Origin of the sequence: Arthrobacter sp. MYb221 (assembly GCF_002979835.1) — a bacterium.
GTDB lineage: Bacteria > Actinomycetota > Actinomycetes > Actinomycetales > Micrococcaceae > Glutamicibacter.
Map to the genome: position 1 here is coordinate 38,328 of NZ_PCPW01000011.1, position 22,772 is coordinate 61,099.

Annotated in this window: 24 protein-coding genes; 13 read left to right on the plus strand and 11 right to left on the minus strand. The window is 62.9% G+C overall.

Going from position 1 to position 22,772, the window contains the following annotated elements; all coding sequences use genetic code 11:
* The first annotated feature begins 310 nt into the window (after window positions 1–310).
* Complete coding sequence (locus CQ015_RS13465; protein ID WP_219844269.1) at window positions 311–745, plus strand: hypothetical protein; 435 nt, start codon at window positions 311–313, stop codon at window positions 743–745.
* A gap of 42 nt (window positions 746–787) precedes the next feature.
* Here CQ015_RS13465 and CQ015_RS13470 read toward each other — a convergent pair whose 3' ends face one another.
* On the minus strand, window positions 788–2,203 hold the full coding sequence (locus tag CQ015_RS13470; protein ID WP_105650347.1) for a D-alanyl-D-alanine carboxypeptidase family protein: 1,416 nt from the start codon (window positions 2,201–2,203) through the stop codon (window positions 788–790).
* 241 nt (window positions 2,204–2,444) lie between these two features.
* On the opposite strand from CQ015_RS13470, the gene CQ015_RS13475 reads away from it, so the two are divergent.
* Entirely contained in the window at window positions 2,445–2,957 is a 513-nt protein-coding gene (locus tag CQ015_RS13475; RefSeq protein WP_105554389.1) for a GNAT family N-acetyltransferase, read from the plus strand.
* Between the two features lies 1 nt (window position 2,958).
* Here CQ015_RS13475 and CQ015_RS13480 read toward each other — a convergent pair whose 3' ends face one another.
* Window positions 2,959–3,330, minus strand: a complete 372-nt coding sequence (locus tag CQ015_RS13480; RefSeq protein ID WP_105650348.1) for a helix-turn-helix transcriptional regulator — start codon at window positions 3,328–3,330, stop codon at window positions 2,959–2,961.
* A gap of 163 nt (window positions 3,331–3,493) precedes the next feature.
* Between CQ015_RS13480 and arsB the strand changes: the two genes are divergently transcribed.
* The 4 genes from arsB to CQ015_RS13500 are packed head-to-tail and all read left to right on the plus strand — an operon-like array spanning window position 3,494 to window position 6,964.
* Window positions 3,494–4,546 carry an ACR3 family arsenite efflux transporter gene (arsB, locus tag CQ015_RS13485; RefSeq protein WP_181150432.1) on the plus strand — a complete coding sequence of 351 codons (1,053 nt, stop codon included), beginning with the start codon at window positions 3,494–3,496 and terminating at the stop codon, window positions 4,544–4,546.
* 4 nt (window positions 4,547–4,550) lie between these two features.
* Complete coding sequence (locus tag CQ015_RS13490; protein WP_105650350.1) at window positions 4,551–4,970, plus strand: arsenate reductase ArsC; 420 nt, start codon at window positions 4,551–4,553, stop codon at window positions 4,968–4,970.
* A gap of 21 nt (window positions 4,971–4,991) precedes the next feature.
* Window positions 4,992–6,443 (plus strand): FAD-dependent oxidoreductase, encoded by a 1,452-nt coding sequence (locus CQ015_RS13495; RefSeq protein ID WP_105650351.1) that lies wholly within the window; start codon window positions 4,992–4,994, stop codon window positions 6,441–6,443.
* A 44-nt stretch (window positions 6,444–6,487) separates the two neighbouring features.
* Window positions 6,488–6,964, plus strand: a complete 477-nt coding sequence (locus tag CQ015_RS13500; protein WP_105650352.1) for an SRPBCC domain-containing protein — start codon at window positions 6,488–6,490, stop codon at window positions 6,962–6,964.
* A 6-nt stretch (window positions 6,965–6,970) separates the two neighbouring features.
* Here CQ015_RS13500 and CQ015_RS13505 read toward each other — a convergent pair whose 3' ends face one another.
* From CQ015_RS13505 to CQ015_RS13515, 3 genes are all read right to left on the minus strand, one after another.
* On the minus strand, window positions 6,971–7,300 hold the full coding sequence (locus CQ015_RS13505; protein WP_105650353.1) for a YciI family protein: 330 nt from the start codon (window positions 7,298–7,300) through the stop codon (window positions 6,971–6,973).
* 228 nt (window positions 7,301–7,528) lie between these two features.
* Window positions 7,529–7,987: a MarR family winged helix-turn-helix transcriptional regulator gene (locus CQ015_RS13510; protein WP_105650354.1), complete on the minus strand. Its 459-nt coding sequence runs from the start codon at window positions 7,985–7,987 to the stop codon at window positions 7,529–7,531.
* Window positions 7,971–9,107 carry an LLM class flavin-dependent oxidoreductase gene (locus CQ015_RS13515; RefSeq protein ID WP_105554397.1) on the minus strand — a complete coding sequence of 379 codons (1,137 nt, stop codon included), beginning with the start codon at window positions 9,105–9,107 and terminating at the stop codon, window positions 7,971–7,973. Before CQ015_RS13515 ends, CQ015_RS13510 begins: the two co-directional genes overlap by 17 nt.
* 436 nt (window positions 9,108–9,543) lie before the next feature.
* On the opposite strand from CQ015_RS13515, the gene CQ015_RS13520 reads away from it, so the two are divergent.
* The gene (locus CQ015_RS13520; RefSeq protein ID WP_096288557.1) at window positions 9,544–9,822 is read left to right on the plus strand and encodes a helix-turn-helix transcriptional regulator; all 279 of its coding nucleotides are present in this window, start codon (window positions 9,544–9,546) and stop codon (window positions 9,820–9,822) included.
* Complete coding sequence (locus CQ015_RS13525; RefSeq protein ID WP_105650355.1) at window positions 9,819–11,219, plus strand: type II toxin-antitoxin system HipA family toxin; 1,401 nt, start codon at window positions 9,819–9,821, stop codon at window positions 11,217–11,219. The genes CQ015_RS13520 and CQ015_RS13525 overlap by 4 nt, the downstream gene beginning before the upstream one ends.
* A gap of 574 nt (window positions 11,220–11,793) precedes the next feature.
* Here CQ015_RS13525 and CQ015_RS13530 read toward each other — a convergent pair.
* Complete coding sequence (locus tag CQ015_RS13530; RefSeq protein ID WP_105650356.1) at window positions 11,794–12,462, minus strand: response regulator transcription factor; 669 nt, start codon at window positions 12,460–12,462, stop codon at window positions 11,794–11,796.
* 15 nt (window positions 12,463–12,477) lie between these two features.
* Window positions 12,478–13,827 carry a sensor histidine kinase gene (locus CQ015_RS13535; protein WP_181150423.1) on the minus strand — a complete coding sequence of 450 codons (1,350 nt, stop codon included), beginning with the start codon at window positions 13,825–13,827 and terminating at the stop codon, window positions 12,478–12,480.
* A gap of 140 nt (window positions 13,828–13,967) precedes the next feature.
* Here CQ015_RS13535 and CQ015_RS13540 point away from each other — a divergent pair, with 140 nt between their 5' ends.
* Complete coding sequence (locus CQ015_RS13540) at window positions 13,968–14,894, plus strand: ATP-binding cassette domain-containing protein (protein WP_105650407.1); 927 nt, start codon at window positions 13,968–13,970, stop codon at window positions 14,892–14,894.
* Complete coding sequence (locus CQ015_RS13545) at window positions 14,891–15,685, plus strand: ABC transporter (protein ID WP_105650358.1); 795 nt, start codon at window positions 14,891–14,893, stop codon at window positions 15,683–15,685. The genes CQ015_RS13540 and CQ015_RS13545 overlap by 4 nt, the downstream gene beginning before the upstream one ends.
* 105 nt (window positions 15,686–15,790) lie before the next feature.
* Here the strand turns inward: CQ015_RS13545 and CQ015_RS13550 are convergent, their stop codons facing one another.
* The 3 genes from CQ015_RS13550 to CQ015_RS13560 are packed head-to-tail and all read right to left on the minus strand — an operon-like array spanning window position 15,791 to window position 17,131.
* The gene (locus tag CQ015_RS13550) at window positions 15,791–16,228 is read right to left on the minus strand and encodes a hypothetical protein (protein ID WP_105650359.1); all 438 of its coding nucleotides are present in this window, start codon (window positions 16,226–16,228) and stop codon (window positions 15,791–15,793) included.
* A complete protein-coding gene (locus CQ015_RS13555) occupies window positions 16,221–16,643 on the minus strand; it encodes an organic hydroperoxide resistance protein (RefSeq protein ID WP_105650360.1) in 423 nt (140 codons plus the stop codon). Before CQ015_RS13555 ends, CQ015_RS13550 begins: the two co-directional genes overlap by 8 nt.
* A 47-nt stretch (window positions 16,644–16,690) precedes the next feature.
* Complete coding sequence (locus CQ015_RS13560; protein ID WP_176484282.1) at window positions 16,691–17,131, minus strand: MarR family winged helix-turn-helix transcriptional regulator; 441 nt, start codon at window positions 17,129–17,131, stop codon at window positions 16,691–16,693.
* 219 nt (window positions 17,132–17,350) lie between these two features.
* Here CQ015_RS13560 and CQ015_RS13565 point away from each other — a divergent pair, with 219 nt between their 5' ends.
* The 3 genes from CQ015_RS13565 to CQ015_RS13575 all read left to right on the plus strand — a co-directional run bounded on the left by CQ015_RS13565 (window position 17,351) and on the right by CQ015_RS13575 (window position 19,161).
* Window positions 17,351–17,788 (plus strand): hypothetical protein, encoded by a 438-nt coding sequence (locus tag CQ015_RS13565; RefSeq protein ID WP_096288579.1) that lies wholly within the window; start codon window positions 17,351–17,353, stop codon window positions 17,786–17,788.
* A gap of 94 nt (window positions 17,789–17,882) precedes the next feature.
* On the plus strand, window positions 17,883–18,488 hold the full coding sequence (locus CQ015_RS13570) for a DUF305 domain-containing protein (RefSeq protein WP_105650361.1): 606 nt from the start codon (window positions 17,883–17,885) through the stop codon (window positions 18,486–18,488).
* A 34-nt stretch (window positions 18,489–18,522) separates the two neighbouring features.
* A complete protein-coding gene (locus tag CQ015_RS13575) occupies window positions 18,523–19,161 on the plus strand; it encodes a CueP family metal-binding protein (protein WP_258138532.1) in 639 nt (212 codons plus the stop codon).
* An 86-nt stretch (window positions 19,162–19,247) separates the two neighbouring features.
* Here the strand turns inward: CQ015_RS13575 and CQ015_RS13580 are convergent, their stop codons facing one another.
* On the minus strand, window positions 19,248–22,610 hold the full coding sequence (locus CQ015_RS13580; protein ID WP_105650362.1) for an efflux RND transporter permease subunit: 3,363 nt from the start codon (window positions 22,608–22,610) through the stop codon (window positions 19,248–19,250).
* Window positions 22,611–22,772: the final 162 nt, after the last annotated feature.

Sequence of the window (22,772 nt, forward strand, 5' to 3'; positions counted from 1 at the left end):
CTCCCAAGTGGTGGTGTCCCCACGGCAAACGCCGCGGGGACACCACCACTTTTGTTTACTGCCGCCGGTGGGCCCGGGTCCCAGAGGAACAAACGGAGTTGGCCGAAAATCTCATGGTGACGATGCACTGCCTGCACTGGGCTTTCGTGACCCGCTGAATGGCCCCCCTGATGCTTGCCTTCGTACCGAAATGCGGGGCATGGGACTGGAAGCGGAAGCTCCGCTATGATTCCATGACTTCATGAGGATCGTGCTGGTCGAAGGGGAAAGCGACGCGGTGGCGGTGCGGACGCTGGCTGCAAGGCTGCAGATGCCCGTCCCGCGGGTGCTGCCGGTGGGCGGATCCAAGGGCGCCCGCCGTGCCGCCCAGCAACTGGCAGGCGCGCAGTTGTTCGGCTTGGTGGACGCCGCCGAGCGGCGCGACTTCGAACGCGTACTGGCAACGGTGTTCGTCTGCGACCCCGATCTGGAAGACGAATTCATCCGGGCGCTCGGACCGCTGGGCGTCGAATCGGTGATCGCCGGGCAGGGAGAGCTGGGGTCCTTCCGCCGCTTGCAGGCCCAGCCCTACCAGCGGAACCAGCCCGTGGAACGGCAGCTGGCCAGATTCTTCGGCGGGCGCAGCGGCAACAAGGTGCGCTACGCGCGGCTGCTGGCGCAGGCGGTGCCGCTGGAGGACATCCCGGCTGCGCTCGCGGCCTTGCTTGAGTGTCTTGGCTGCTCGCATGCTCCGGAGGAAGCCTGAGCACTCGAGTACGCCACAGATCCACCTTGGAGACTGTGGATACTACCTGAGGTAAGTTCCCGAGACCCAGCCCGTCTTCGACTTGTACTTCACCGGGTACCAGCCGGACTTCTTCGACCCGGTGACTTCGACCTTTTTGCCCTTCGGGATGGTCAGGATGATCTTTTTCTTGGTGCTGTTGCCGGTACGCATATTCAAGTTCGCCGTCGTCTGCTTGGTGCTGGCCTTCTTCTTTGGCGTGCTTTCGCTCTTCGGCTTGGACTTCTTCGGCGCGGAGGTATTGGCCAAGTACGTCCCGGAGACCCAGCCGGTCTTCGACTTGTAGGTCACCTGCAGCCAGCCGGATTTGCTCTTGCCCGTGGCCTTGACGCGCTTGCCCTTCGGGATCGTGAGGATGACGCGGTTGCCCGTGCCGGCCCCGGTGCGCATGTTCAGGTTTGCGGTGGTCTTCTTCGTCGAACCGGTATTCTTCTTCGGCGCCGGATTCTTCTTGGTTTCGGTCTTGGGCTTCGAGGTCTGCGGCATCGACACGTTGCTCAGGTAGGTCCCGGAGACCCAGCCGCTCTTGGACTTGTAGCTGACCTGGTACCAGCCGGATTTCTTGGAGCCGGTGAGCTTGATGGTCTTGCCTCGCGGGATCGTGAGGACAACTCGATTGCCGGTCCCCACTCCGGTGCGCATATTCAGGTTCGCGGTAGTTCGCGCGGTGCCCTTGCCGGACTTGGGAGGGCTCTTCTTCGTGGCGGCCACACCGTGGAAGTGCTCGAAGGTTTTGGCGCCCGAATTTGTGTAGGACTTGGCCAGCGAGGTGCCGACATAGCGGAAGTGCCACGGCTCGTACGCGTATCCGGTGACCGACTCCTGGCCTTTAGGGTAGCGCAGGATGAAGCCAAACTTGTGGGCGTTCTTCTTCGTCCATTTGCCGACGGGAGTGTTTTCGAAGCAGGACTGCAAGGCGCAGGCGCCATTGCTGTTTCCTACGTCTGCGGCTAGTCCGGTCTGGTGCTCGCTGGTGCCGGGCCTAGCGGAGATGCGTTCGGCATACTTCTTGCCATACATCCTGGTGTATTGATTGAACAGCTGCGCCTGGCGGTCATAGGAGCGGTAGCCGCTGATCAGCTGGATGCGGACCCCGGACTTCTTGGCGTCCTTGACCATCTTGTTGTAGGCCTTGACTGCCTCCGGGTGCAGTCGGATGCCGGTGCCCTGCACCTTGCTGGTCTTCGGTACGTACTTCGCTGGCTTCAGCGGGTAGCTCTTATTGACGAAGACATCGAGGTGGCTTGGATTCCGGTCCAGCTTCCTGGCTGCGGCCACGGGCAACGAGGCGGGGTTCACCGCGGACTGTACCGCGCTTGGTTGGCCGGCGGCCATGACCGGTCCGGGCAGTACTCCGAGCGCGAGGATCGTGCTGACGGAAAGAGCCATTAAAAGCTTGGTGCGAGAATATTTGGGCATCTCGTGTCGCTCCGTTGTCCGAGTGATAATGATTCATTCGACCATCCTTGACCATGTGTGGGCAAGGGTTCAAACGACTTATTGCGCAAAGTTCGTCTGCCGATTGTTGTTTATTTCGGCGGGTGAAGATTGGGAATTCACCTATAGGGCATGGATTTAATCGGTGTGATGCCACGTGAGCGTGAGATCCTGCGAACTATCGAGTCTTCATCGGACCCACAATTTTGGTAAGTTATCCATCATGCAGATCAGGCAAGAAGTCTTCGATGACAGGGCGGGAATCTACGCTGTGACGCATGCGGCCTTCAGCAAGGACGACCATCTGGTCGAGCCGATCGAGGTCGGATTAGTGCAACGGCTTTTTGATTGCAACGCCTATTCGCCGACCTTTTCGCTGGTGGCGACGAACGACAAAACGGTGATAGCGCATGTGATTGCCACCTGGGGTACGGTCGATGGGAAACACAGCCTGCTGGGCCTTGGGCCCCTTGCGGTAGCCCCCGAATACCAGAATATGGGCGCCGGGACCGCGCTGATGCAGGCCATCTCGGACCGCGCGGAAAATGAACGCATTTCCGGGATCGTGTTGCTGGGCGCGACGAAGTACTACCAGCGCTTCGGCTACGAGCCGGCCATCGCCCGCGGCATTATTCCCACGCAGCGTTCGTGGGGAGATAACTTCATGGTTCGCGTTTTTGACGAGCGAAGCCTGCCCGCCGGACAGTATCGGTACGCCTCCCCGTTTGGGTGTTGAGCTAACTCTTGAGTTCCAGGGTTTGGGCTAGTTCGCCCAGGGCTCCGGGCACCACGGAGTAGTAGGCCCAGACTCCGCGTTTCTCACGGTGCAAGAGGCCCGCGTCCACCAGGATCTTCAGATGGTGGGAGATCGTGGGCTGCTTGAGTCCCAGCGGTTCGGAGAAGTCGCAGACACAGGTTTCGGCCTCGGCGCTGGATGAAATGATGGACAGGATGCGCAGCCGGTTTGGATCGGCCAGCGCCTTGAAGCGCGCGGCCAAGAGCTCGGCATCGGAAGCGTTCAGCGACGGTTGGCCACTCTCGGGCACGCAGCATCCGTGGCCCTGCGCAAGGTCGGTGCGGTTGGTTTCGAGTACGACGTTTTGTGGCATCCTTGTGTTTCTTCCTGAACGGCTACGGGCAGATCGATCATATTGACAACCTTCGATGCATCTCATCATACTAGGTATATCGATATTCTTCGATGTCTATGATTTGGATGTACTCGTGAGTCAATCTGCAGCGCCCGTTGACACCGCCAAGGTGGCAGCAAAAATGTCGACCCTTGATCGCTATCTAGCCGTCTGGATCCTCGCCGCAATGGTCCTTGGCCTTGCCTTGGGGCGCATGATTCCCGGGCTGGGCGAGGCGTTGGACTCCCTGCAAGTTGCCGGGGTTTCACTGCCTATCGCCATCGGTTTGCTGGTGATGATGTATCCGGTGTTGGCCAAGGTGCGCTATGACCAGACGCATCGGGTGATCGGCGACAAGAAGCTGATGATTACCTCGCTGCTGATCAACTGGATCCTTGCCCCGGCATTCATGTTCGTACTGGCCTGGGTATTCCTGCCCGATTTGCCCGAATACCGCACCGGCCTGATTATCGTCGGTCTGGCCCGCTGCATTGCGATGGTGCTGATCTGGAACGATCTGGCCTGCGGCGACAGCGAAGCGGCCGCGGTGCTGGTGGCGATCAACTCGGTATTCCAGGTATTCGCCTTCGGCGTGCTCGGCTGGTTCTACCTGCAGGTGCTGCCGGGCTGGCTGGGACTGGAAACCACGAGCGCGCAATTCTCCGTCTGGGCCATTACGCTCTCGGTGCTGGTCTTCCTCGGCATCCCGCTGCTCGCCGGATTCCTCACCCGCACGCTGGGCGAAAGGGCCAAGGGGCGCGAATGGTACGAGTCGCGCTTCCTGCCGAAGATCGGCCCGTTGGCGCTCTATGGCTTGCTGTTCACCATTGTGCTGCTCTTCGCGCTGCAGGGGGACACCATCATTTCCCGTCCGTGGGATGTGGCCCGCATGGCCGTGCCGCTGCTGACCTACTTCGTGGTGGTCTTCGGGGCCAGCATGCTGATCGGTTGGGCGCTGAAGCTCGGATACGCGCGCACCACCACCTTGTCCTTCACCGCGGCCGGCAACAACTTCGAACTGGCCATCGCGGTGGCCATCGCCACCTTCGGCGTCACCAGCGGCCAGGCGCTTGCCGGCGTCGTCGGACCGCTGATCGAGGTGCCAATCCTGGTCGCCCTGGTCTACGTGGCGCTTTGGTCGCGCAAATTCTTCCCCACCCAAGTCCTCGCCAACTCGGCACCAAGCAAAGGCTAAGATCTTGTCTACTTCTCTAAAGAAGCCATCGGTCCTGTTCGTCTGCGTGCACAACGCCGGCCGCTCGCAGATGGCGGCAGCATTCTTGTCCAACCTCTCGGATGGTCGCATCGAGGTCCGCTCGGCCGGCTCGGCTCCGGCCGCGGAAATCAACCCGTCCGCCGTGGCCGCGATGACCGAGGTGGGCATCGACATGTCCGCCGAGGTGCCGAAGGTGCTGACCGCCGAAGCGGTCAAGGAATCCGACGTGGTCATCACCATGGGCTGCGGAGACACCTGCCCGGTCTTCCCGGGCAAGCGCTACGAAGACTGGGTGCTTGAGGACCCGGCCGGGCAAGGCATCGATGGGGTGCGCCCGATCCGCGACGAGATTCGCGCGCGCGTCGAAAACCTCATCACCGAATTGCTCGAAAACAAAGCCTAGAGTTTGTAGCGAAGGAGCATCATGGAATCCCAGTTCCCCGTCGTCGTCATCGGCGCCGGCCCCATCGGCTTGGCGGCCGCAGCGCACCTGCTCGAACGCGGACAGGCGGTTCGCGTCCTGGAAGCCGGAGATTGCGCCGGAGCCGCGATCAAGCAGTGGGGGCATATCAAGCTGTTCTCCACCTGGCGCTACAACATCGACGAGGCCAGCCGCCGGCTGCTCGAAACCCCGACCGAGCACTACGCTGGCGACTGGCAGGCACCGAATCCCAAGCGCCTGCCCACCGGTGCCGAGCTGGTCTCCGAATACCTTGAGCCATTGGCCGCCCACCCGCAGCTGCGCGAAGCCATCGGCTACGGGCAGCGCGTCAGCTCGGTCAGCCGGGTGAGTGCCGAGGGCGGCGGGCTGGACAAGGGACGTTCGGCCGCGCGCGACGAATCGTTGTTCCTGGTCCGGGTCGAAACCGCGGAAGGCACAACCGAGCTGATGGCGCGTGCGGTTATCGATGCCTCAGGAACCTGGGAAACTCCCAACCCGATTGGCCGCTCCGGGCTCAGCGCGCTCGGTGAAGAAACGGCGAGAAGCGAAGGTCTCATCACCTCGCCCTTGCCGGATCCCTTGGGCGCCGATGCGCAGCGTTTTGCAGGCAAAAGGGTGCTTGTGCTCGGGGCCGGGCACTCGGCCGCCAACACCTTGATCCTCTTGGGACGGTTGAAGCAGCAGAATCCGGAAACCCAACTTCTCTGGGGACTGCGTGGGCAGGCTAACCCGGTTCGCCTCTACGGCGGCGGATCCGCCGATGAACTGCCGGCTCGTGGCCAGCTGGGCACAAGCCTGCGACGCCAGGTGGAGACTGGACAGGTGACCTTGCTCGAACACGTCTCGGTGCGCGAGCTGCACTCGGCAGAAAGCTTGCAGGTGTCGCTCGCCGATGGGCGCGAGCTCGAGGTTGACTTCGTGGTGCCTGCCACCGGCTTCCGCCCCGACCTGAGCATGCTTTCCGAGCTGCGCCTGGATCTGGACCTCGCGGTGGAAGCACCGCGTGAACTGGGCCCGCTGATCGATCCCGAGTTCCATAGCTGCGGCACCGTCTCGGCCCACGGCGAACGAGTACTGGGGCACCCGGAGAAGAACTTCTACATTGCCGGCATGAAGAGCTACGGCCGCGCCCCGACGTTCCTGTTGGCTACCGGATACGAGCAGGTTCGCTCGCTGGCCGCCGCCCTGTCCGGAGACCGCACCGCGGCGGATCAGGTGGAACTGGATTTGCCGGAAACCGGAGTGTGCTCCACCGACACCGGCAACTCCTGCGAGGTGCCGGCAGCCTCCGCCGCCGGAGCGAGCAGCTGTTCCGCAGAATCGGCCCAAGCGCCTGCGCAGGAGGACTCCTGCTGCTCGGCTCCTGTGCCGGTGAGCTTCGGGATAGCCACCGGAACCCAGCACGGATTCGCCGAACTGGTTGAGCGGACTTAGCCGCAACCGTTGACGTGCGGAGGGCTGCCGGGTAAGGATGCAGTATGGAAACTAATCTGCCGTCCGAACCGCTGTCCTTCGACGTCACCGGCCGCATCTCCACCTCGTGCCACGAGGTCTACGAAGCCGTGGCGGATCCGGAAATACTATCCGCCTACTTCACTACCGGGGGAGCGCAGGGACGCTTGGAAACCGGCGCCGAAGTCAGCTGGGATTTCCACGATTTCCCGGGCCGCTTCCCGGTGCAGGTGCTCGAAGCCATTCCGGACGAGCTCATCGTGTTGAAATGGGCGGGCGAGGGTGTCGCCGCGGACGACGGAATGAACACCGTCACCTTCGAATTCGAAGCGATCGACGATGCTGCGCGAACCAAGGTGAAGATCACCGAGTCGGGATGGCTCTCCTCGCCTCAGGGGCTCACCGGGGCCTTCGGCAATTGCGAGGGCTGGACCGGGATGCTCTGCGCGATGAAGATCTGGCTTGAGCATGGAATTAATCTGCGCGAAGGTTTCTACAAGTAATTATGGCTACTCCATCAGGGGCCGGATCTCCACGCTCCCGTAGGGCAGATGCGGCATGCGCCGGGCAATTTCCTGGGCCTGCGCTTCATCGGAGACCTTGATCGCGTGCACCGCGAAGACGATCTCCGCTTCAGTGTCCAACTCGGAGTTGGTTTCCTGCGAGCACACCGAGCCGCGGTCCTGGAGGGCATAGGCCGAGATCAGGATGTCTTCGGAGCGCAATTGGGCATCCAGCGATTCCCACTGGAGCATTTCCGCATCGAACTCTTCGCTCGGCGGTTGCGGGCCGCTGCCCGGAAGATAGCGGTGGATCAGAAGGTGCGTTGCGATGTTCACGAGAACTCCTGCACGTCGGTTGGTTGCTGCCACAGACGATACCGGATCAGGCCTGCATGTACAGGGGAAGCTGTTCCGATTGGGCAAATCGTCGCCGGGAATTCATTTCTCGATGAATACCGGGATAATTCTCAGCACGTCATTAGCGCTGGGGACCTAAGCTGAGTGGATACGCCAAAGGGCTACCAGTACTTAACTGGTAGCCCTTTTGACATGAACTTGTAGTCCCTACTCCACCGCGTTGCGCAGCTTGGTGCTCAACCGCTGGAGCTCGATGAATTCTTCTTCGCTCAATGCCTCGCCCATCAGCTTGTGCAGCTGCTTGACGTGAGCCCGGCCGATATCCCGCTGCGTGGCCAGGCCCGCTTCGGTGAGCCTGATCCGGCTCGCCCGCTGATCGGTGGGATCGGTGCACCGGGAAACCAGCCCGCGCTCTTCGAGGCGAGTGATCATCCGGCTCAGGCTGGGCTGGGAGATCAGCAGGTGCTTATTCAAATCCACCAACCGAGTCTCGTTCTCCGGTGCGTGGCGCAGGTTGAACAACACGTCGTACTCCCGGATGGAGAGCTTGGCGAATTCGGGCATCGCGGTGATCTGGCGCATCACCGCGACCTGCGCCCGGAACAGCGCCTCCCACGCGTCGGTGGTGACCTTCAACGAGGCCTGGGTGCTACTGGTCCCGGTCACTGACTTCTGGCTCCTTCGGGGCGTTGGCTTGCTCGGCTTCCAGTTTAGCCTTGCGGGCAGCCACGCGACCCACGTGGGTTGGGGCATCGGCGATATCCGGGGCCGCCCGCGATGCCATTTCCTTTTTCAGCTCCGGCAGCACGTACTCGCCGAACATATCCAGCTGGTTCAGCACGGTCTTCAGCGGCAACCCGGCATGGTCGATGAGGAACAGCTGGCGCTGGTAGTCGCCGAAGTACTCCTGGAAGCTCAGGGTCTTCTCCAATACCTGCTGCGGGGAGCCGACGGTGAGCGGGGTCTGCGCGGTGAAGTCCTCCATGGATGGGCCGTGTCCGTAGACCGGGGCGTTGTCGAAGTACGGACGGAATTCCTTGACCGCCTGCTGGGAATCCTTGGCCATGTAGAACTGGCCGCCCAAGCCCACGACCGCCTGGTGCGCCTTGCCGTGGCCGTAGTGCTCGTAGCGCTCACGGTAGAGGTCGATCAGTTGCTTGTAGTGCTCCTTGGGCCAGAAGATGTTGTTGGCGAAGAAGCCGTCCCCGTAGTAGGCGGCGATCTCTGCCACCTGCGGGGTGCGGATCGAGCCGTGCCAGACGAATGGCGCCACGTCGTCCAGCGGGCGCGGGGTGGAGGTGAAATTCTGCAGCGGGGTGCGGAACTTGCCTTCCCAGTTCACCACGTCTTCATCCCAGAGTCGGCGCAGCAGGTTGTAGTTCTCCACGGTGAGGTTCACCGAGTCCTGCATGTTCTTGCCGAACCATGGGTAGACCGGACCGGTGTTGCCGCGTCCCAGCACCAGGTCCACGCGTCCGTTGGACAGGTTCTGCAGCATCGCGAAGTCCTCGGCGATCTTCACCGGGTCGTTCGTGGTGATCAGCGTGGTCGCCGTGGAGAGGATGATGCGTTCGGTCTGCGCGGCGATGTAGGCCAGCGTGGTGGTGGGCGAGGAGGAGAAGAATGGGCGGTTGTGGTGCTCGCCGATGGCGAAGACATCCATGCCGATCTCTTCGACCTTCTTGGCGATGGCTACCGAAGCGTCGATGCGCTCTTTTTCGGTTGGCATCTTGCCGGTGGTCGGGTCGCGGGTGATGTCGCTGACTGAAAAGACTCCGAATTGCATGTCCGCTCCTAAGCTGTCGAGATACGCTGTGTGCTTACCTCTAATTTATATGCGTATGCATGTAATAACAAGTTGATGCGTCAAATATTCCCTGAGGTGGAGTATGGCGTCGGACACGCGCCTGTGCGAGAGTTCGGAAAATTGCGCATTCGAAGCAGTGCCACCCTATGCGGATTGAATGCTTGGTAGTTGCCGGCGAGTGCGGGTTGCGGTGGTGGGTGGCGTGTTGACCCGAGGATCTGCAGTCCGCATTATTGGACCGCAGTAGTGGCCAACTTGCCCATTGCATCGTTGCGTGCCATCGGGGCCGTCGGCTGAAGCTTGGGCTGACCCTCATCCGTTAGTTGGTTATGAGGTGAATTCTAGGCATCGCAATGTAGCTATTTGCACTCACTGTATGCGATAATGTTTATAAGTAGCTACATTAGGAGCTTAAATGCTTGAGGCTCAAAAGCTCGGTGCAAGCCTGCAGGAATGGCGCATTATTCTTGGGTTGACTCAAGAACTGGTTGCCGAGCGGGCCGGCATCTCCAGGAGCACGCTGATCAAACTAGAACAAGGCGCAGGAGCAAAACTCGAAACCTTCCTTGTAGTCGCCAAGGTTCTCGGCATTGTCGACCGTATAAATGATGCTGTCGAGCCACTCAACACCGACTTGGGTCGTGCCAGATCACGACTGCTTAGTCGCCAGCGTGCACCAAGGGGGAGTTCATGAGCCGGCGGAACCGCATAAAAATCAGGCGTGTCGAGGTACTGACTGGCGAGACTGCAACGGGCACTTTGACGATCGAGTCCGATGCCCTCTCACCACTGGAGCATATAGCCTTCACGTACTCCGACTCCTGGCTTGCCTCTGACTGCTCCTTCGCTATCTCGCCCGAACTTCCGTTGATAAAGGGGCCGCAGCGCCCCACCTTGGGACGGGAGATGTTCGGCTCGTTCATGGATGCTGCACCGGATGCATGGGGTCAGCGACTCCTCCATGAGGAGGCACGGCTGCATTCCAAGGCAACTGGCGTACCAGCACCGAGGAATACGCAGATATCCCGGCTCTTCATGGTCAACGACCAGACGAGGCAAGGCGCACTGCGGTTCCGGGAAAACGGAAAATTCCTCTCCAGCTGGGGACAATGGGCGGGTGTTCTCGACCTGCCAGTGCTTGCCGAACAGTCACGCGCTTACGAGGAGACCGGGTACATAGACGAGCAAAACAGCTTGCTCATCGGGGCTGGATCATCTCCTGGAGGTGCTCAGCCAAAAGCTTGGGTTCGCGACGCGGATGGGTCGATGTTGCTCGCCAAATTCCCAAAGACCTCGGACCTGGGCAATGTCCAGCTCTGGGAAATGGTAGCGATACGCCTGCAGCAGCGAGCTGGAATCGAAGTCCAACCTTCCCGGCTGATGAGGCTGGATGAATACCACCAGATCTTCCTCACCAAGCGTTTCGACAGGTCGGGCGATGAGCGCATACCATACATGAGTGCACGCACGGCCCTCCAGCTAAACGACGGCGAGCACCCAAGCTATGTCAAGCTTGCCCGTGAAATTTCGATGGTCTCATCCAATCCCGTGGCAGATTCCAAGGAGATGTTCAGCCGAGCAGCGTTCGGCGCTATGGTCAACAATATCGATGACCACATGCGAAATCACGGCCTGCTCAAGATTGGCAGGGGCTGGAGGTTATCGCCGTCGTTCGACGTGAATCCCATGCGGACAGGCACCTCCGACACTCCTCTCGTGCCGGGTGGGTATACCTTCGACCGGAACGTACTCGAACTGCTGGACCACCTTGACTCGTTCCGGCTCACCCGTACCGAGGCCGTCACGCGTCTGCGCCGGATCAATGAAGCTGTCTCCCATTGGGCCGAGGAGGCGATCAGGCTCGGTGCCGAGGCCGACGCGGCCGAATCAATGCACCGCGCCTTCGAGGGCTCGAACCGCAACCGAGTCGCGGGCCTCAAAGACATTTCGCCACCCACTGCCATCAGCCTCGGGGAAGCGGCTGGAGAACCCGGAGATTCCGGCCAGCCGAAAACCGGACAGGTGTGGATCAAAGCCCACCACCGCGCAGGCAGGTACGTCCCAGGACACTACAGGTCCCGCCCTAAGTAGCAGCAGCACTGGATGGACGGGCAGCTTCCACCGGTCGCCGCTCGGCGCGCTGGGTTGCAGGAATGATCTATCCATGACGTCCTACGAGTTTTCTCCGGCCGAACTTCCGCCGATGTCAGCTAGGGATCCTCGGACCAGCTGAAAGTGCCAACAGCGAAGGCGTTTCGCGGGGTGGTTCAGCCTCGCTGGGAATCCACTTGGTTTGTCAAGGGAATCCCGATAATGCGGACGGACGGTATAGGGATAACTGGCACGAAACCCGAGCAGTTCTGGGAAAGCCGGCGGGCCTTCATCCCTGGTCTTCCAGAACGGATGAACGACCAATGGCCTGAATCCGAATAGCTCCTCTTCGGCATGCTTGAATATAGGTCGACCATTGTTGCCATATCATCTGATGGCGTTTAAATCCCTGCCGCAACCTCGACGAACTCAGTTTCGATGAACGTGTCGAGAAGGCCGCATGCTGCGATGAGATCAACGGGCTGCTGCGTCGTGAAAAGCCACCTTTTGGGATGAGCGGTGCGTTCAACATTCTCCGCCCCTGCCGGCAGCCTGCGAAACATGTCGTGAGCCGCTACTGGTGGACAACACCCGCGCGATAGGCAATCAGCGCGGCATCCACGCGGTTGCGCGCGCCGAGCTTAAGCAGGATCGCGGTCATATGCCCCTTGACCGTCGCCTCGGTGAGCACCAGCCGGGCGGCGATCTCCGCGTTGGTCAGGCTCGATCCCACCAGCGCCAGCACCTCGCGTTCGCGCACGGTCAGCCCTTGGACCAAAGTGCGGGCGCGGGCCAGCGAGGCGGTATCGATGCCGCGCACCTTGTCGATCACCCGACGGGCAATGCGCGGGGACAGCGCCGCGGCGCCCTCGGCCACCGCATGGATGGCTCCGAGCAGTTCCTCGGGCCCCGAGCTTTTGAGCATGAATCCGCAGGCTCCGCCGGACATGGCCCGGTCGATGTAGTCTTCCTCGCCGAAGGTGGTCAGGATCAGCACCTTGGCCTCCGGGGCCTGGGCCAGGATCGCTTCCAGGGCGCCCAGCCCATCGAGCTGCGGCATGCGGATATCCATGAGGATTACCGACGGCGCCAGGCGTTCGGCCAGTTCGATGGCGCGCGCCCCGTTCTCCGCTTCGCCGATAATCGAGATGCCCGGGTCGCTGGCGAGGATCGCGCGCAGCCCGGCGCGGATCAGGGCGTCGTCATCCACCAGCAGGACGCTGACTGGGGTATCCATGCTCATCTGCAGCTCCTTTGGCTAGCCGGCGGGGTAGAGGTGGTCGGTGGAGACCAGCACGTCATCGGTGAAGCACAGGCGGAACATCTCGCTGCCCAGATCCAGCAGGCCGGTCCGCGCCGCATAGTAGCGGCACTGCGCATTCTCCGGCGGCGCCGGCTCGTCGATCACCGGAAGCGGTTCATCCAGGCCCGGGGCGCGGACCAGCGAAGCAACCTCGCCCGAGTCCATGCCCACTTTGAGCTTCTGGTACTCCGACGGGTGCAGGGCCGTGGCTTGGTAGGTGGCATGCTGCAACAGCAGCAGGGCCGCGGCAATCACCGTGACGGCGAGGACCGGCAGCAGCACCAGCATCGAGGTGCTGGCGCGCTTCACCGGAGAGTGCACCCCGGCAGGCGCCGGGGGCGAGGATGACTGGGCAATGCAGGCGCGCAGTTCGAAGCGCTCCCTGGTGCGGTGCACCGCCAGCGAACCGCCGGCGGCTTCGAGGGCGCCGCGCAGCGAAGCGATCCCGGTGGCCCCGGGCCGGACCGGCGGGACGGGGCCATGCAGGGGATTGGAAATCCTCAGCGCCGCCTGCTCCGAGCGCGTATCGAGTTCCAGATCCACCTCGGCGTGCGGCGCGTACTTCGCCGCATTGGTCAACGCCTCCTGAGCCACTTGGCGCAGCACGGCGGCCCACCGGATGGATCCGGGGGCCTGCGGCGAGGGGCCCTGCCGGGTGAAATTGATCTTCATGCCCTTGGCCCGGGCTTGCTCGACCAGCTGCTCCAGCGATGACCCTGCCGGACCCAGCGGCGCTTGCTCGCCGTCCTCGTGCAGCACCCCGATGATCTGGTGCAGATGCTCGATGGACTCATCGGCCTGCTCGCGGATCCGCGCCGCCTGCGCATAGGCTTCCGTGCCCTTTTCCAGGGATACCTGCAGCCCGCCGGTGGACAGTGCCAGCAGCGCCAGATCGTGGCCCAGCTGATCATGCATGGCTTCGGCGATGCGCGCCCGTTCGCGCAGCTCGGCTTGCACCACGACATGCCGGCGCTCCTGGCTGCGGAACAGCACCGCATTGCGCCGCGCCCGGCCGGCCCACCAGGGCAGCAGCGCAAAGAGCACCAGGCCGGTGAGGATATTCAGTGCAAAGGTCAACAGGCTCAGGTGCGAGGACAGTGCCAGCGTCACCCCGGCGGCCAGCGTCCCCGCCCCAAGGGCCAGCAATCCATGGGCCAGAGAGGAAACATGCCGTCCGGCCAGGTAGCTGCAGACCGCGGCCAGGGGAGCGAGCACAACCCAGGCCCCGTTCGTGGAGATGGGGACCAAATAGGCGCAGAGAGCCAGCAGCAGCAGGAGAACCAGCTGCTTCCACGAGGTAGTCATGAACAACATGCTACTCAGCGAAGGCGCAGCCGAACACCGACCAAGGTAGGGGTTCGGTGCCAATGGAATGCAGACCTCCAGCCGGTGCGCGGCGGCAGCGGCGAATCCTAAGGTGGAGAGCAGAACCCAAGGAGCACACCATGATCGCATTCGAAGCGCTGAGCAAGGACTTCGGCGCCACCCGCGCAGTCAATGCGCTGACCGCAACCATAGAACCCGGGCAAGTGACCGGATTCCTCGGCCCCAACGGGGCCGGCAAATCGACCACCATGCGCATGATCCTCGGACTGGACGCACCAAGCAGCGGGCAGGCGCTGGTCAATTCCGTTCCCTACGCACAGCTGCGCTACCCGCTGCATACGGTAGGTGCGCACATTTCCGGCACGGCGGGGCACCCGGGGCATAGCCCGCGCACCTTCCTCAAGGCCCTGGCGCAAAGCAATCGGATCCCGGTAGACCGCGTGGACGCGGTGCTGACCGAAGTCGGCTTGCAGCCGGTGGCCGGCAAACGGATCGGCGGGTTCTCCCTCGGCATGCGCCAGCGGCTGGGAATCGCCGCCGCCCTGCTGGGCGACCCGCAAATCCTGATCCTGGACGAGCCAATGAACGGACTGGATGCCGAAGGCATCTCCTGGATCCGGCAGCTGATGCGCACCCGGGCCGAGCGCGGCGGAACCATCTTCGTCTCCAGCCACCTGATGAGCGAGGTGCAGCAGGTCGCGGACCAGCTGATCCTGATCGGACGCGGGGCGCTGATCACCCAAGCACCTACCCAGGAGCTGATCAAGCAATTCACCGAACCGGTCATCACGGTGCGCTCGCCGCAGGCCGCCGCGCTCGCCGGGTTGCTGCTGCAACCCGGTGTCGAGGTGAATGCCACCGCCGGAGACCGTCTGGAAGTGATTGGATTGCCGCTGGAAGCTATCGGCGCCTCGGCCTTTGCCGGTGGCATCGAACTGCATGAACTCAGCGTTGCCCACGGGTCGCTGGAAAACGCCTACAACCAACTGACTCACGACACGGTGGAATACTCCACCGAACTAGCAGGGAGAGTGGAAAGCAAATGAGCACGCTGCAGATCGGTGAATCCAGGACCGGTGACTTTGCCGGACCGCTGTTGCGGGCAACCGGCGCCGAGGCCACCAAATTCTTCGGGCTGCGTGCCCTGGTCGGGCTCTATGCCTCGGGAATACTGGCGACCATCGCATTGGGCTGGCTGCTAGGAGCCAGCGCGAAAGCCAGCGGGGACAATGGCTTCGACACTGCGATGCCGGCGCCGCTGCTGGTGTTTGCGACCCTGCAATTCAGCCAGCTGTTCTTTGCCGCGGTGGCCGCCTTGCACATCACCAACGAGTACTCCAGCGGGAGCATCTACACCACCTTGCAGTCGGTGCCGCGCCGCTCGGTCATGCTCGGCGCCAAGGCGCTGCTGCTGGCCGGGCTCGGCTTCCTTGCCGGGGTGGCCATGATCGGCTTGGGAACCATTCCGGCAGCGCTGAGTGCAGGGCAGTACGGCGCCTTCACCTTCTCCGATCTGGTCTCGGCCTGCCTCGGCGCCGGTGCTTATCTGGCGCTGCTGAGCTTGATGGTGCTCGGCCTCGGGCTGCTCTGCCGGAACTCGGCGGGAGCGATTGTCTCGGCGATCATGCTGGTGATCGGGCTCCCGCAGATCCTGCAACTGATTCCGTTCGAGTGGGTGCAGACGCTGGCCCAATACCTGCCGACAAACGCCGCGACGTTCATGGCCACCGGTGCCACCGAGCCCTATGGGCCGCCGGCGGCGCTGCTGGTGCTGATCGGCTGGACCGTGGTCCTGCTCGGAGCCGGATATATTGCGCTGAAACGGCGTGACGCCTAGCCGCGGTCGGCACTTGGGAACCTGCCAACGCAGCTGCGCAGGCAGCGCAAAGCGAGGTATCCGGCCTTTAGCCGGATACCTCGCTTTGCGTCATGGCAGCTGTAGCTATGCCTTGGACCGGAGCCGCGCCCGGTCGCGCCATGCGGCGGTGCTCCACAGCGCAAGCGCTATCAGCACCGGTTGGAAGAACAGCCGGGTGAGCCGTTTCCCGTCGGTATCCAGTCCGAACGCGTCGCGTCCCTCCTGCCATTGGGCGAAATTGCCGGGGAACACCGCGACGAAGAAGAGCGCGGCAATCCAGCCGACGGCCACCCGCTTCCTGACCAGCGCCAGCAAGGATAGCCCCAGCCCGATTTCGGCCACGCCGGAGAGGATCACCGTCAGGTCCGGATCCAAGGGGACAAAGTCCGGGACCTGGGAGCGGAATTCCTCGCGGGCAAAGGTCAGGTGGCTCACCCCGGCGAAGCCAAGGAATGCTCCGAGCCCAATGCGTGCGCCGTGCCGGGCGAACCCCAGCGGCTTCGCCGCCGGCGACTTAGTCATCGCTGACGGTCACCGTTACGTCGATGTTGCCGCGGGTGGCGTTGGAGTAGGGGCAGACCTGGTGGGCCGCGTCGGCCAGTTCCTGGGCCTGGGCATGCTCCATATCGGGAATGACCACTTCCAATTCGACCGAAAGCTTAAATCCGCTCTCTCCATCGCGGTGCAGGTGGACTCGCCCGCCGACGCTGGAGTTCTCGATCTTGACCTTGCGGCCGCGTGCCACCACGTTCAACGCCGAGTGGAAGCATGCGGCATATCCCGCGGCGAACAGCTGTTCCGGGTTAGTTCCGGTGCCGGAGCCGCCCAGCGCTACTGGGGGAGTGAGGTTCAGGTCGAGAGTGCCGTCGTGGGTCTGCACTCGGCCCTCGCGTCCTTGGCCGGTGGACAGCGATTCTGCGGTGTATAGGGTTTCCATGGAACTGCCTTTCGGAGGTGGTGAAAGTTTGTAACGTGTTTCCCGGACTAGTTGTCCGGTGAGGTTATTTCCTGCATGGACGCGGTGATGCGGTGCAGGGCTGCCAGCAGTGCCTGCGCGCTCTGGAGATCCGGGAGTCCGGTGCCGCAGGCAATCTGCGCCGGAATATGTGCCAGTTCTTTGCGCAGGGATGTTCCGGTGGGGGTCAGGCTGACGTTGACGACGCGGCTATCTTCCTCGTCGCGCCGGCGTTTGATGAATTCCTTCTGTTCCAGCCGGCGCAACAGCGGGGACAGCGTCCCGGAGTCCAGCTGGAGCATCTCTCCGATTTCCCGCACCGGCTTATCGCCTTCGGACCACAGCGCAACGAGCACCAGGTACTGGGTGTAGGTCAGCTGCCATGGGGCGAGCAGTTCGGTGTACGCCCGGGTGGTTGCCCGGCTCGCCGAGTAGAGGGAGAAGCAAACCATTTCGTCAACTATTGCCATGAAATAAGGATTGCACGCAATTCAATTGCGCGCAACTTAAATTCTTGATCCCTAGGGATTGATGCCGCGCGGGCTACCGATCGGGCTCTTGGCGATGGCGCCGAATTGGTTATGGATTCGGGGTGCTTAGCTAGCTGGAAGCATCGGGAGAGCTCCAGCCCTGTAGCTTGATCCGGTCACGTTTCGCGCGGTTCGGCTGGCATCGCTAAGCTGGGATTCATGAGCATCGGCAATCACCTGGCGAATGCCGGCGGGCGCAGCTACCCCCGTCTGGCAATAGTTCGCTCGCTGCTGCTGATTAGCGCGGTGGTTTTCGGTTTGTTCTCGATGCACGTAATGAATCATGTACTCCCGGTTGAATCCTCGGCCCCGCTGGCGCAGCCGCATGCGGCAGAAGCCATGCCCCTGCATCATGCTCCGCTGGCGGACCCGGGCCATCCCTCCGAGCAGGGCTGCGCCGACTGTCCGATGGGCCATGAGATGGCCGCCGCAGGTTGTGTTTTGGCGCTGCTGATCATGCTGTTGTTCCTGCGGCCACCGCATACCGTAGCCGTGGCCCGGACGGTGTTCCTGCGGACCTTGCGCGCAGCTTCGAAGCTTCGTGGGGTTGCCCCGAACAAACCTGACCTGACTGCCTTGGGGATCTGCAGAACGTGAGCACTTGGCGGGTCCATTGACCTGCCGCCAACTAGTACCGGCGCCGCCACAGGCAGGCGCCGCTCACGTTCCAAACCCATCAGGAGAACCACCTATGAACAAGCAGACCCTCTTTTCCAGCGCCCTCGCACTGGGCGCGATGCTCGCCCTCGCCGGTTGCGCAGGGGAACCATCAAGCACGCCGGCGCCGAGCGCCTCGGCTTCCGAATCGCATTCCGGGCATTCCATGGAGCAGTCCCCATCGGCCAACGACGCCGATATGGCGTTCGCCTCGGGCATGAAGATGCACCACGAACAGGCGATCGACATGTCCGACATTTTGCTGGGCAAGTCCGGGGTTCCCGCCGAGGTGGTGGCCCTGGCCGAACGGATCAAGGCGGCGCAAGACCCGGAGATCGAACGCATGGACCGCTGGCTTTCCGAATGGAACATGCCCGAGGGGATGGACCACGGGGGAATGGACCACGGCGACGGAATGGTTCCGGAGGATGAGATCAAGGCCTTAGAGGACGCGACGGGGTCCGAAGCTGCCCGGCTCTTCCTTGAGCAGATGATCATGCATCACGAAGGTGCCGTGGTGATGTCCGAGACCGAGATCAAAGAAGGAAGCTACCCAGCGGCCATCGACCTGTCCAAGCAGATCGTTGATTCCCAAACCGAGGAAATCAACGAGATGAAGCAGCTGCTTGAAACGCTGTAGCCAGGAAGTGAAGACAGAAAGGTTGGGATTGACCGTGCCCAAAAAATTTGAAGGCAGCAAAGGTGCGCGCGCCGGGATTGTGGCCGCGGCGGCCGGCTCGGTGCTTGCGCTGGCCGCGTTGACCGGGTGCAGCACTGCACCGGCGCCCGTCGCGCAGCCCGAGCCTACGGTGGTTGCGGCCGAGCACACCGGGGAGTTCCTCGCGGAGCTTGGCCTGGCCGGGCTGGATGCCAGGGCGGCGATCGATCGGCTCGACCGGATGCCGGTGGCGCAGCGGCCGGGCGACTTCACCGCCTCGGTGCAGCCGGCCCAGCTGGTACTCACCGATGCGTCGGGACGCACCGCGGGTCTGCCGATGCCGGAAGATGAGTACTACCTTTCGGCGGCACCCTATGTGAGCCAGACCCACAGCTGCCATTTCCATAGCCTGACCACCTGTCTGGGGGAGCTGGCGGGAAAGGAAGTCCAGGTGAAGGCAACTGACGCCGACACCGGCGAGGTGCTGGTGGAGAAGAGCGCAAAAACCTTCGACAATGGATTCCTTGGACTCTGGGTTCCGCGTGGAATTAATCTGGATCTGGAATTCAGCTACGAAGGCAAAACCGCGAAGACCACCGTGTCCACCGCTGGCAGCACAAACGCCACCTGCCTGACCGAGCTGCCGCTGGTCTAAGACAGCGCGTCTGCACAACCAAAAAAGCATTCGGGCCTGCAACCACTAGATGTGGTTGCAGGCCCGAATGCTTGGCGCCGGAGAACTTAGTCCTTGGGCTCTTGGGCCGCCTTGTTCATCAATTCCTCGAATGCCCGGCGCTCCTTGCGGGAGACGGGGATCTGGCCGGTCAGCGGGTTGACCACCTGGCCCGGAATCGCCTTGGGATTAACCGGATCCGCAGGCTTGGCGTCCGCCACCTTCGGCTCGGGCTTGGCCTGCTTGTTGTCCTTGGCCTGCACCGGCACCTGCTTGGCCCCCGGGGTGATCTTCGCGGTGGCCCCGTTCATGGCCAGCGCAAGATCCTGAGCCCCCGTGTGCTGCTCCGTGGAGTGCTTGCGTCCCGCACGGCGCAGCTCGCGCTTCTCCTTGCGCGACTCCACCAGGCGGTAGAGCACCGGTACCAGGATCAGGGTCAGCAAGGTGGAGGAGACCAGGCCGCCGATGACCACCACGGCCAGCGGCTGCGAGATGAACCCGGACTGGCCGGTGAGTCCCAGACCCATCGGGATCAGCGCGAAGATGGTGGCCAGCGCGGTCATCAGAATCGGGCGCAGACGCTGGCGGGCACCTTGCATGATGGCCTCATCCAGCGCCATCGCCGGCCGCTCGGGGGTATCGGCCCGATACTGGTTGATCAGGTCGATCAGCACGATCGCGTTGGTGACTACGATGCCCACCAGCATCAGCATGCCGATCAAGGACGGCAGCCCCAGCGGGATGCCGGAGATCAGCAGCAGGCCGATGGCCCCGGTGGCGGCGAACGGAATGGAGACCAGCAGGATCAGCGGCTGGATCAGCGACTTGAAGGTAGCCACCATGATCACGTAGACGATCGCGATGGCCGCCAGCAAGGCGAGGTAGAGCTGGTTGAAGGATTCGGCCTGCTCGGTGGCCGCGCCGCCGATTTCGGCACTGGCGCCCTCGGGCAAATCCACCGAGTCGAGGCGCTCGGTGACGTCCGTGGAGACCTTGCCAAGCATGTTCTCCGCCGGGGTCAGCGTGAGGGTGGAGATGCGCTCGCCATTGGAGGTGGTGACCTGCTGGACGACCTTGGTGCGTTCCACCGTCGCCAGGTCCTGCAGCTGCACCAGGCCGGCGGCGGTGGGGATCTGCAGTTCGCGCAGCTTGTTCAGCCCGTTCAGATCCATGGGCTCGCCGATCTGCACGGTCATGTCCGTGTAGTCCAGGCGCAGGGTCCCCGCCGGGACGGCGGAGACCTGGGAGGCGACCAGGCCGGAAAGCTGCGCCTCGGTCAGCCCCGCCTCGGCTGCCTTGTCCGCGTCGATATCGATGGAGACCTGCTCGCGTTCCGCGGAGAGGTTGTCCGCGATGCCGGTGACATGCTCGGTGCCGGCCAGCGCTTCGCGCAGCTTCTCGGTGGCCTCGCGCAGAATATCCTCATTCGGGGCCTTGACCTCCACGGTGACATCGCTGGACATCATCGCCGAGGAATTGGAGCCGAAGCTCAGGATGACATCCTCGGACAACTCCAGGCCCTGGATCTGTTCGCGGACCATATTGCTCAGCGCCTCCTGGTCGCGATCGGGGTCGGTGATCGCGGTGAAGCTTGCGGTGTCCGCGCCGGAGGCGAACATCGCCGCCATGCCGCTGGCGGTGCCCACGGTCATCTGCACATCTTCCAGGCCCTCGATGCCTTGCAGTTTCGTTTCCACCTTCTCGGCTTCGGCCAAGGTGGTCTCCAGCGCGGTGCCCGAAGGCATCTTCGCGGTGATGGAGATCGAGTTCTCCCCGGTGGAGCCGAGCAGGTTGGTGTTCAGCAGCGGAGTCATCATCACGGTGCCGGCCAGGATCAGCACGGAGGCCAGCAGCGTGATGACCGGGTGCTTCTGCGTGCCGTTGAGCACCGGCACGTAGGCGCGCTGCAGCCAGGACTTGTCCTCGGCCACGTGGACGGTGCGGGTTGCCCCGGTCCCCGGGCGGTGCGGCAGGAACCAGTAGGCGAGCACCGGAACGATGGTCAGCGAGACCAGCAGCGAGGCGAGCAGGGCGATGGTCATGGTCATCGCGAAGGGGCTGAACAGCTCCCCGGCCATGCCGCCGACCATGGCGATCGGCAGGAACACCGCCACGGTGGTCAGCGTCGCGGCGGTAATCGCCCCGGCCACCTCCCTGACCGCCAGCAGGATGGACTGGGCCTTGGACTCGCCGTGGGCCAGGTGGCGCTTGATGTTCTCGATCACCACGATCGAGTCATCCACCACGCGGCCAATGGAGATGGTCAGCGCGCCCAGGGTGAGCATATTCAGCGTGTACCCGAACACGTTCATGCCGATGAAGGTGGCCATCAAGGACAGCGGGATGGAGATCGCGGTGACCAGCGTGGAGCGCACGGAGAACAGGAAGATCAGGATGATGATCACGGCGAAGCCCAGGCCCAGGGCGCCTTCCAGCGCCAGGTGGCTGATGGAGTCCTCGATGAAGGGCGCCTGGTCGAAGATGGTGGTCATCGTCGCCTTGTGGCCGAGCTCGGCCTCCAGATCCGCGATCATCGCGGTGACCGCGTGGGAGATCGCGACGGTATCCCCGTCCGGGGTCTTGGTGACCTGGATGGACAGGGTCTCATCCCCGTTGGTGCGCGTGACGCTGGTGGCCTCGTCGGCCTGCACGGAGACCTCGGCGAGATCCTTGAGCAGCACCGGGCCGTTGTCGGTCACCAGCGGAATCTCTTCGATCGCAGCCAGGGTATCTGGGGAGGATCCGGCGATGACCGGAAGCTGCAGCCCGTCGACGTCCATATTGCCCACCGGCATGGGGGAGCCGGCGTTCTCGATGCCGTCCTTCAGGTCGGCAACGCTCAGCCCGGCGGCGCTGAGCTTGTCGTCGTCCGGGATCACCGCGATGTGCTGGGAAGCGCCGCCGGAGACTGCGGCTTCACGCACCCCGTCGATCTTCTGCAGTTTAGGCAGCGCGATGCGTTCCACATCATCGTTCAGCGCTTCCAGGGACTCGTTCGAGGAGACCGCGAGCATCAGCACCGGAAGGTCGGCAATGGAGCCGGCCAGCGCCGTGGGTTCCACGTCTTCGGGCAGCTGGGTCTTCACGTTGGAGATCGCGCGTTCCACCTGCGCGCGGGCACGGTCCATATCGGTGCCGTACTCGAAGGTCAGCGCGATGCGGGTGAATCCGGTCTGCGAGGTGGCGGTGGAGGATTCCAGGCCCTCGACCGCCTGCAGCGCGGTTTCCAACGGGGCGGCGACCTGTTCGTCGACCACCTCGGGGCTGGCGCCCATCTGGGTGGCCATCACGGAGATCTGCGGGAACTCCAGTGCGGGGATCAGTTCCTGCTTCAGCGATCCCATGGAGATCACGCCGAAAACGGCGGCGAAGATCGTGATGAGCGCGATGAGCGCCCGGTTCTTCAAAGACAAGATGGCCAAGCGCTGCATGCGTGTGTGGTCCTAGCTGTGTCGCAGTGGGAGGGGCTGAGCACAACTTTAGTTGGTTGTCATTGCTCAACAGTCACCGAGAGATGTTAAGCACGCAAAAATCATCCGAATGGATTACCCCGGAGTTGCCTGCAGCAGCGGCGCCGGATGCGGCAGCTAGTT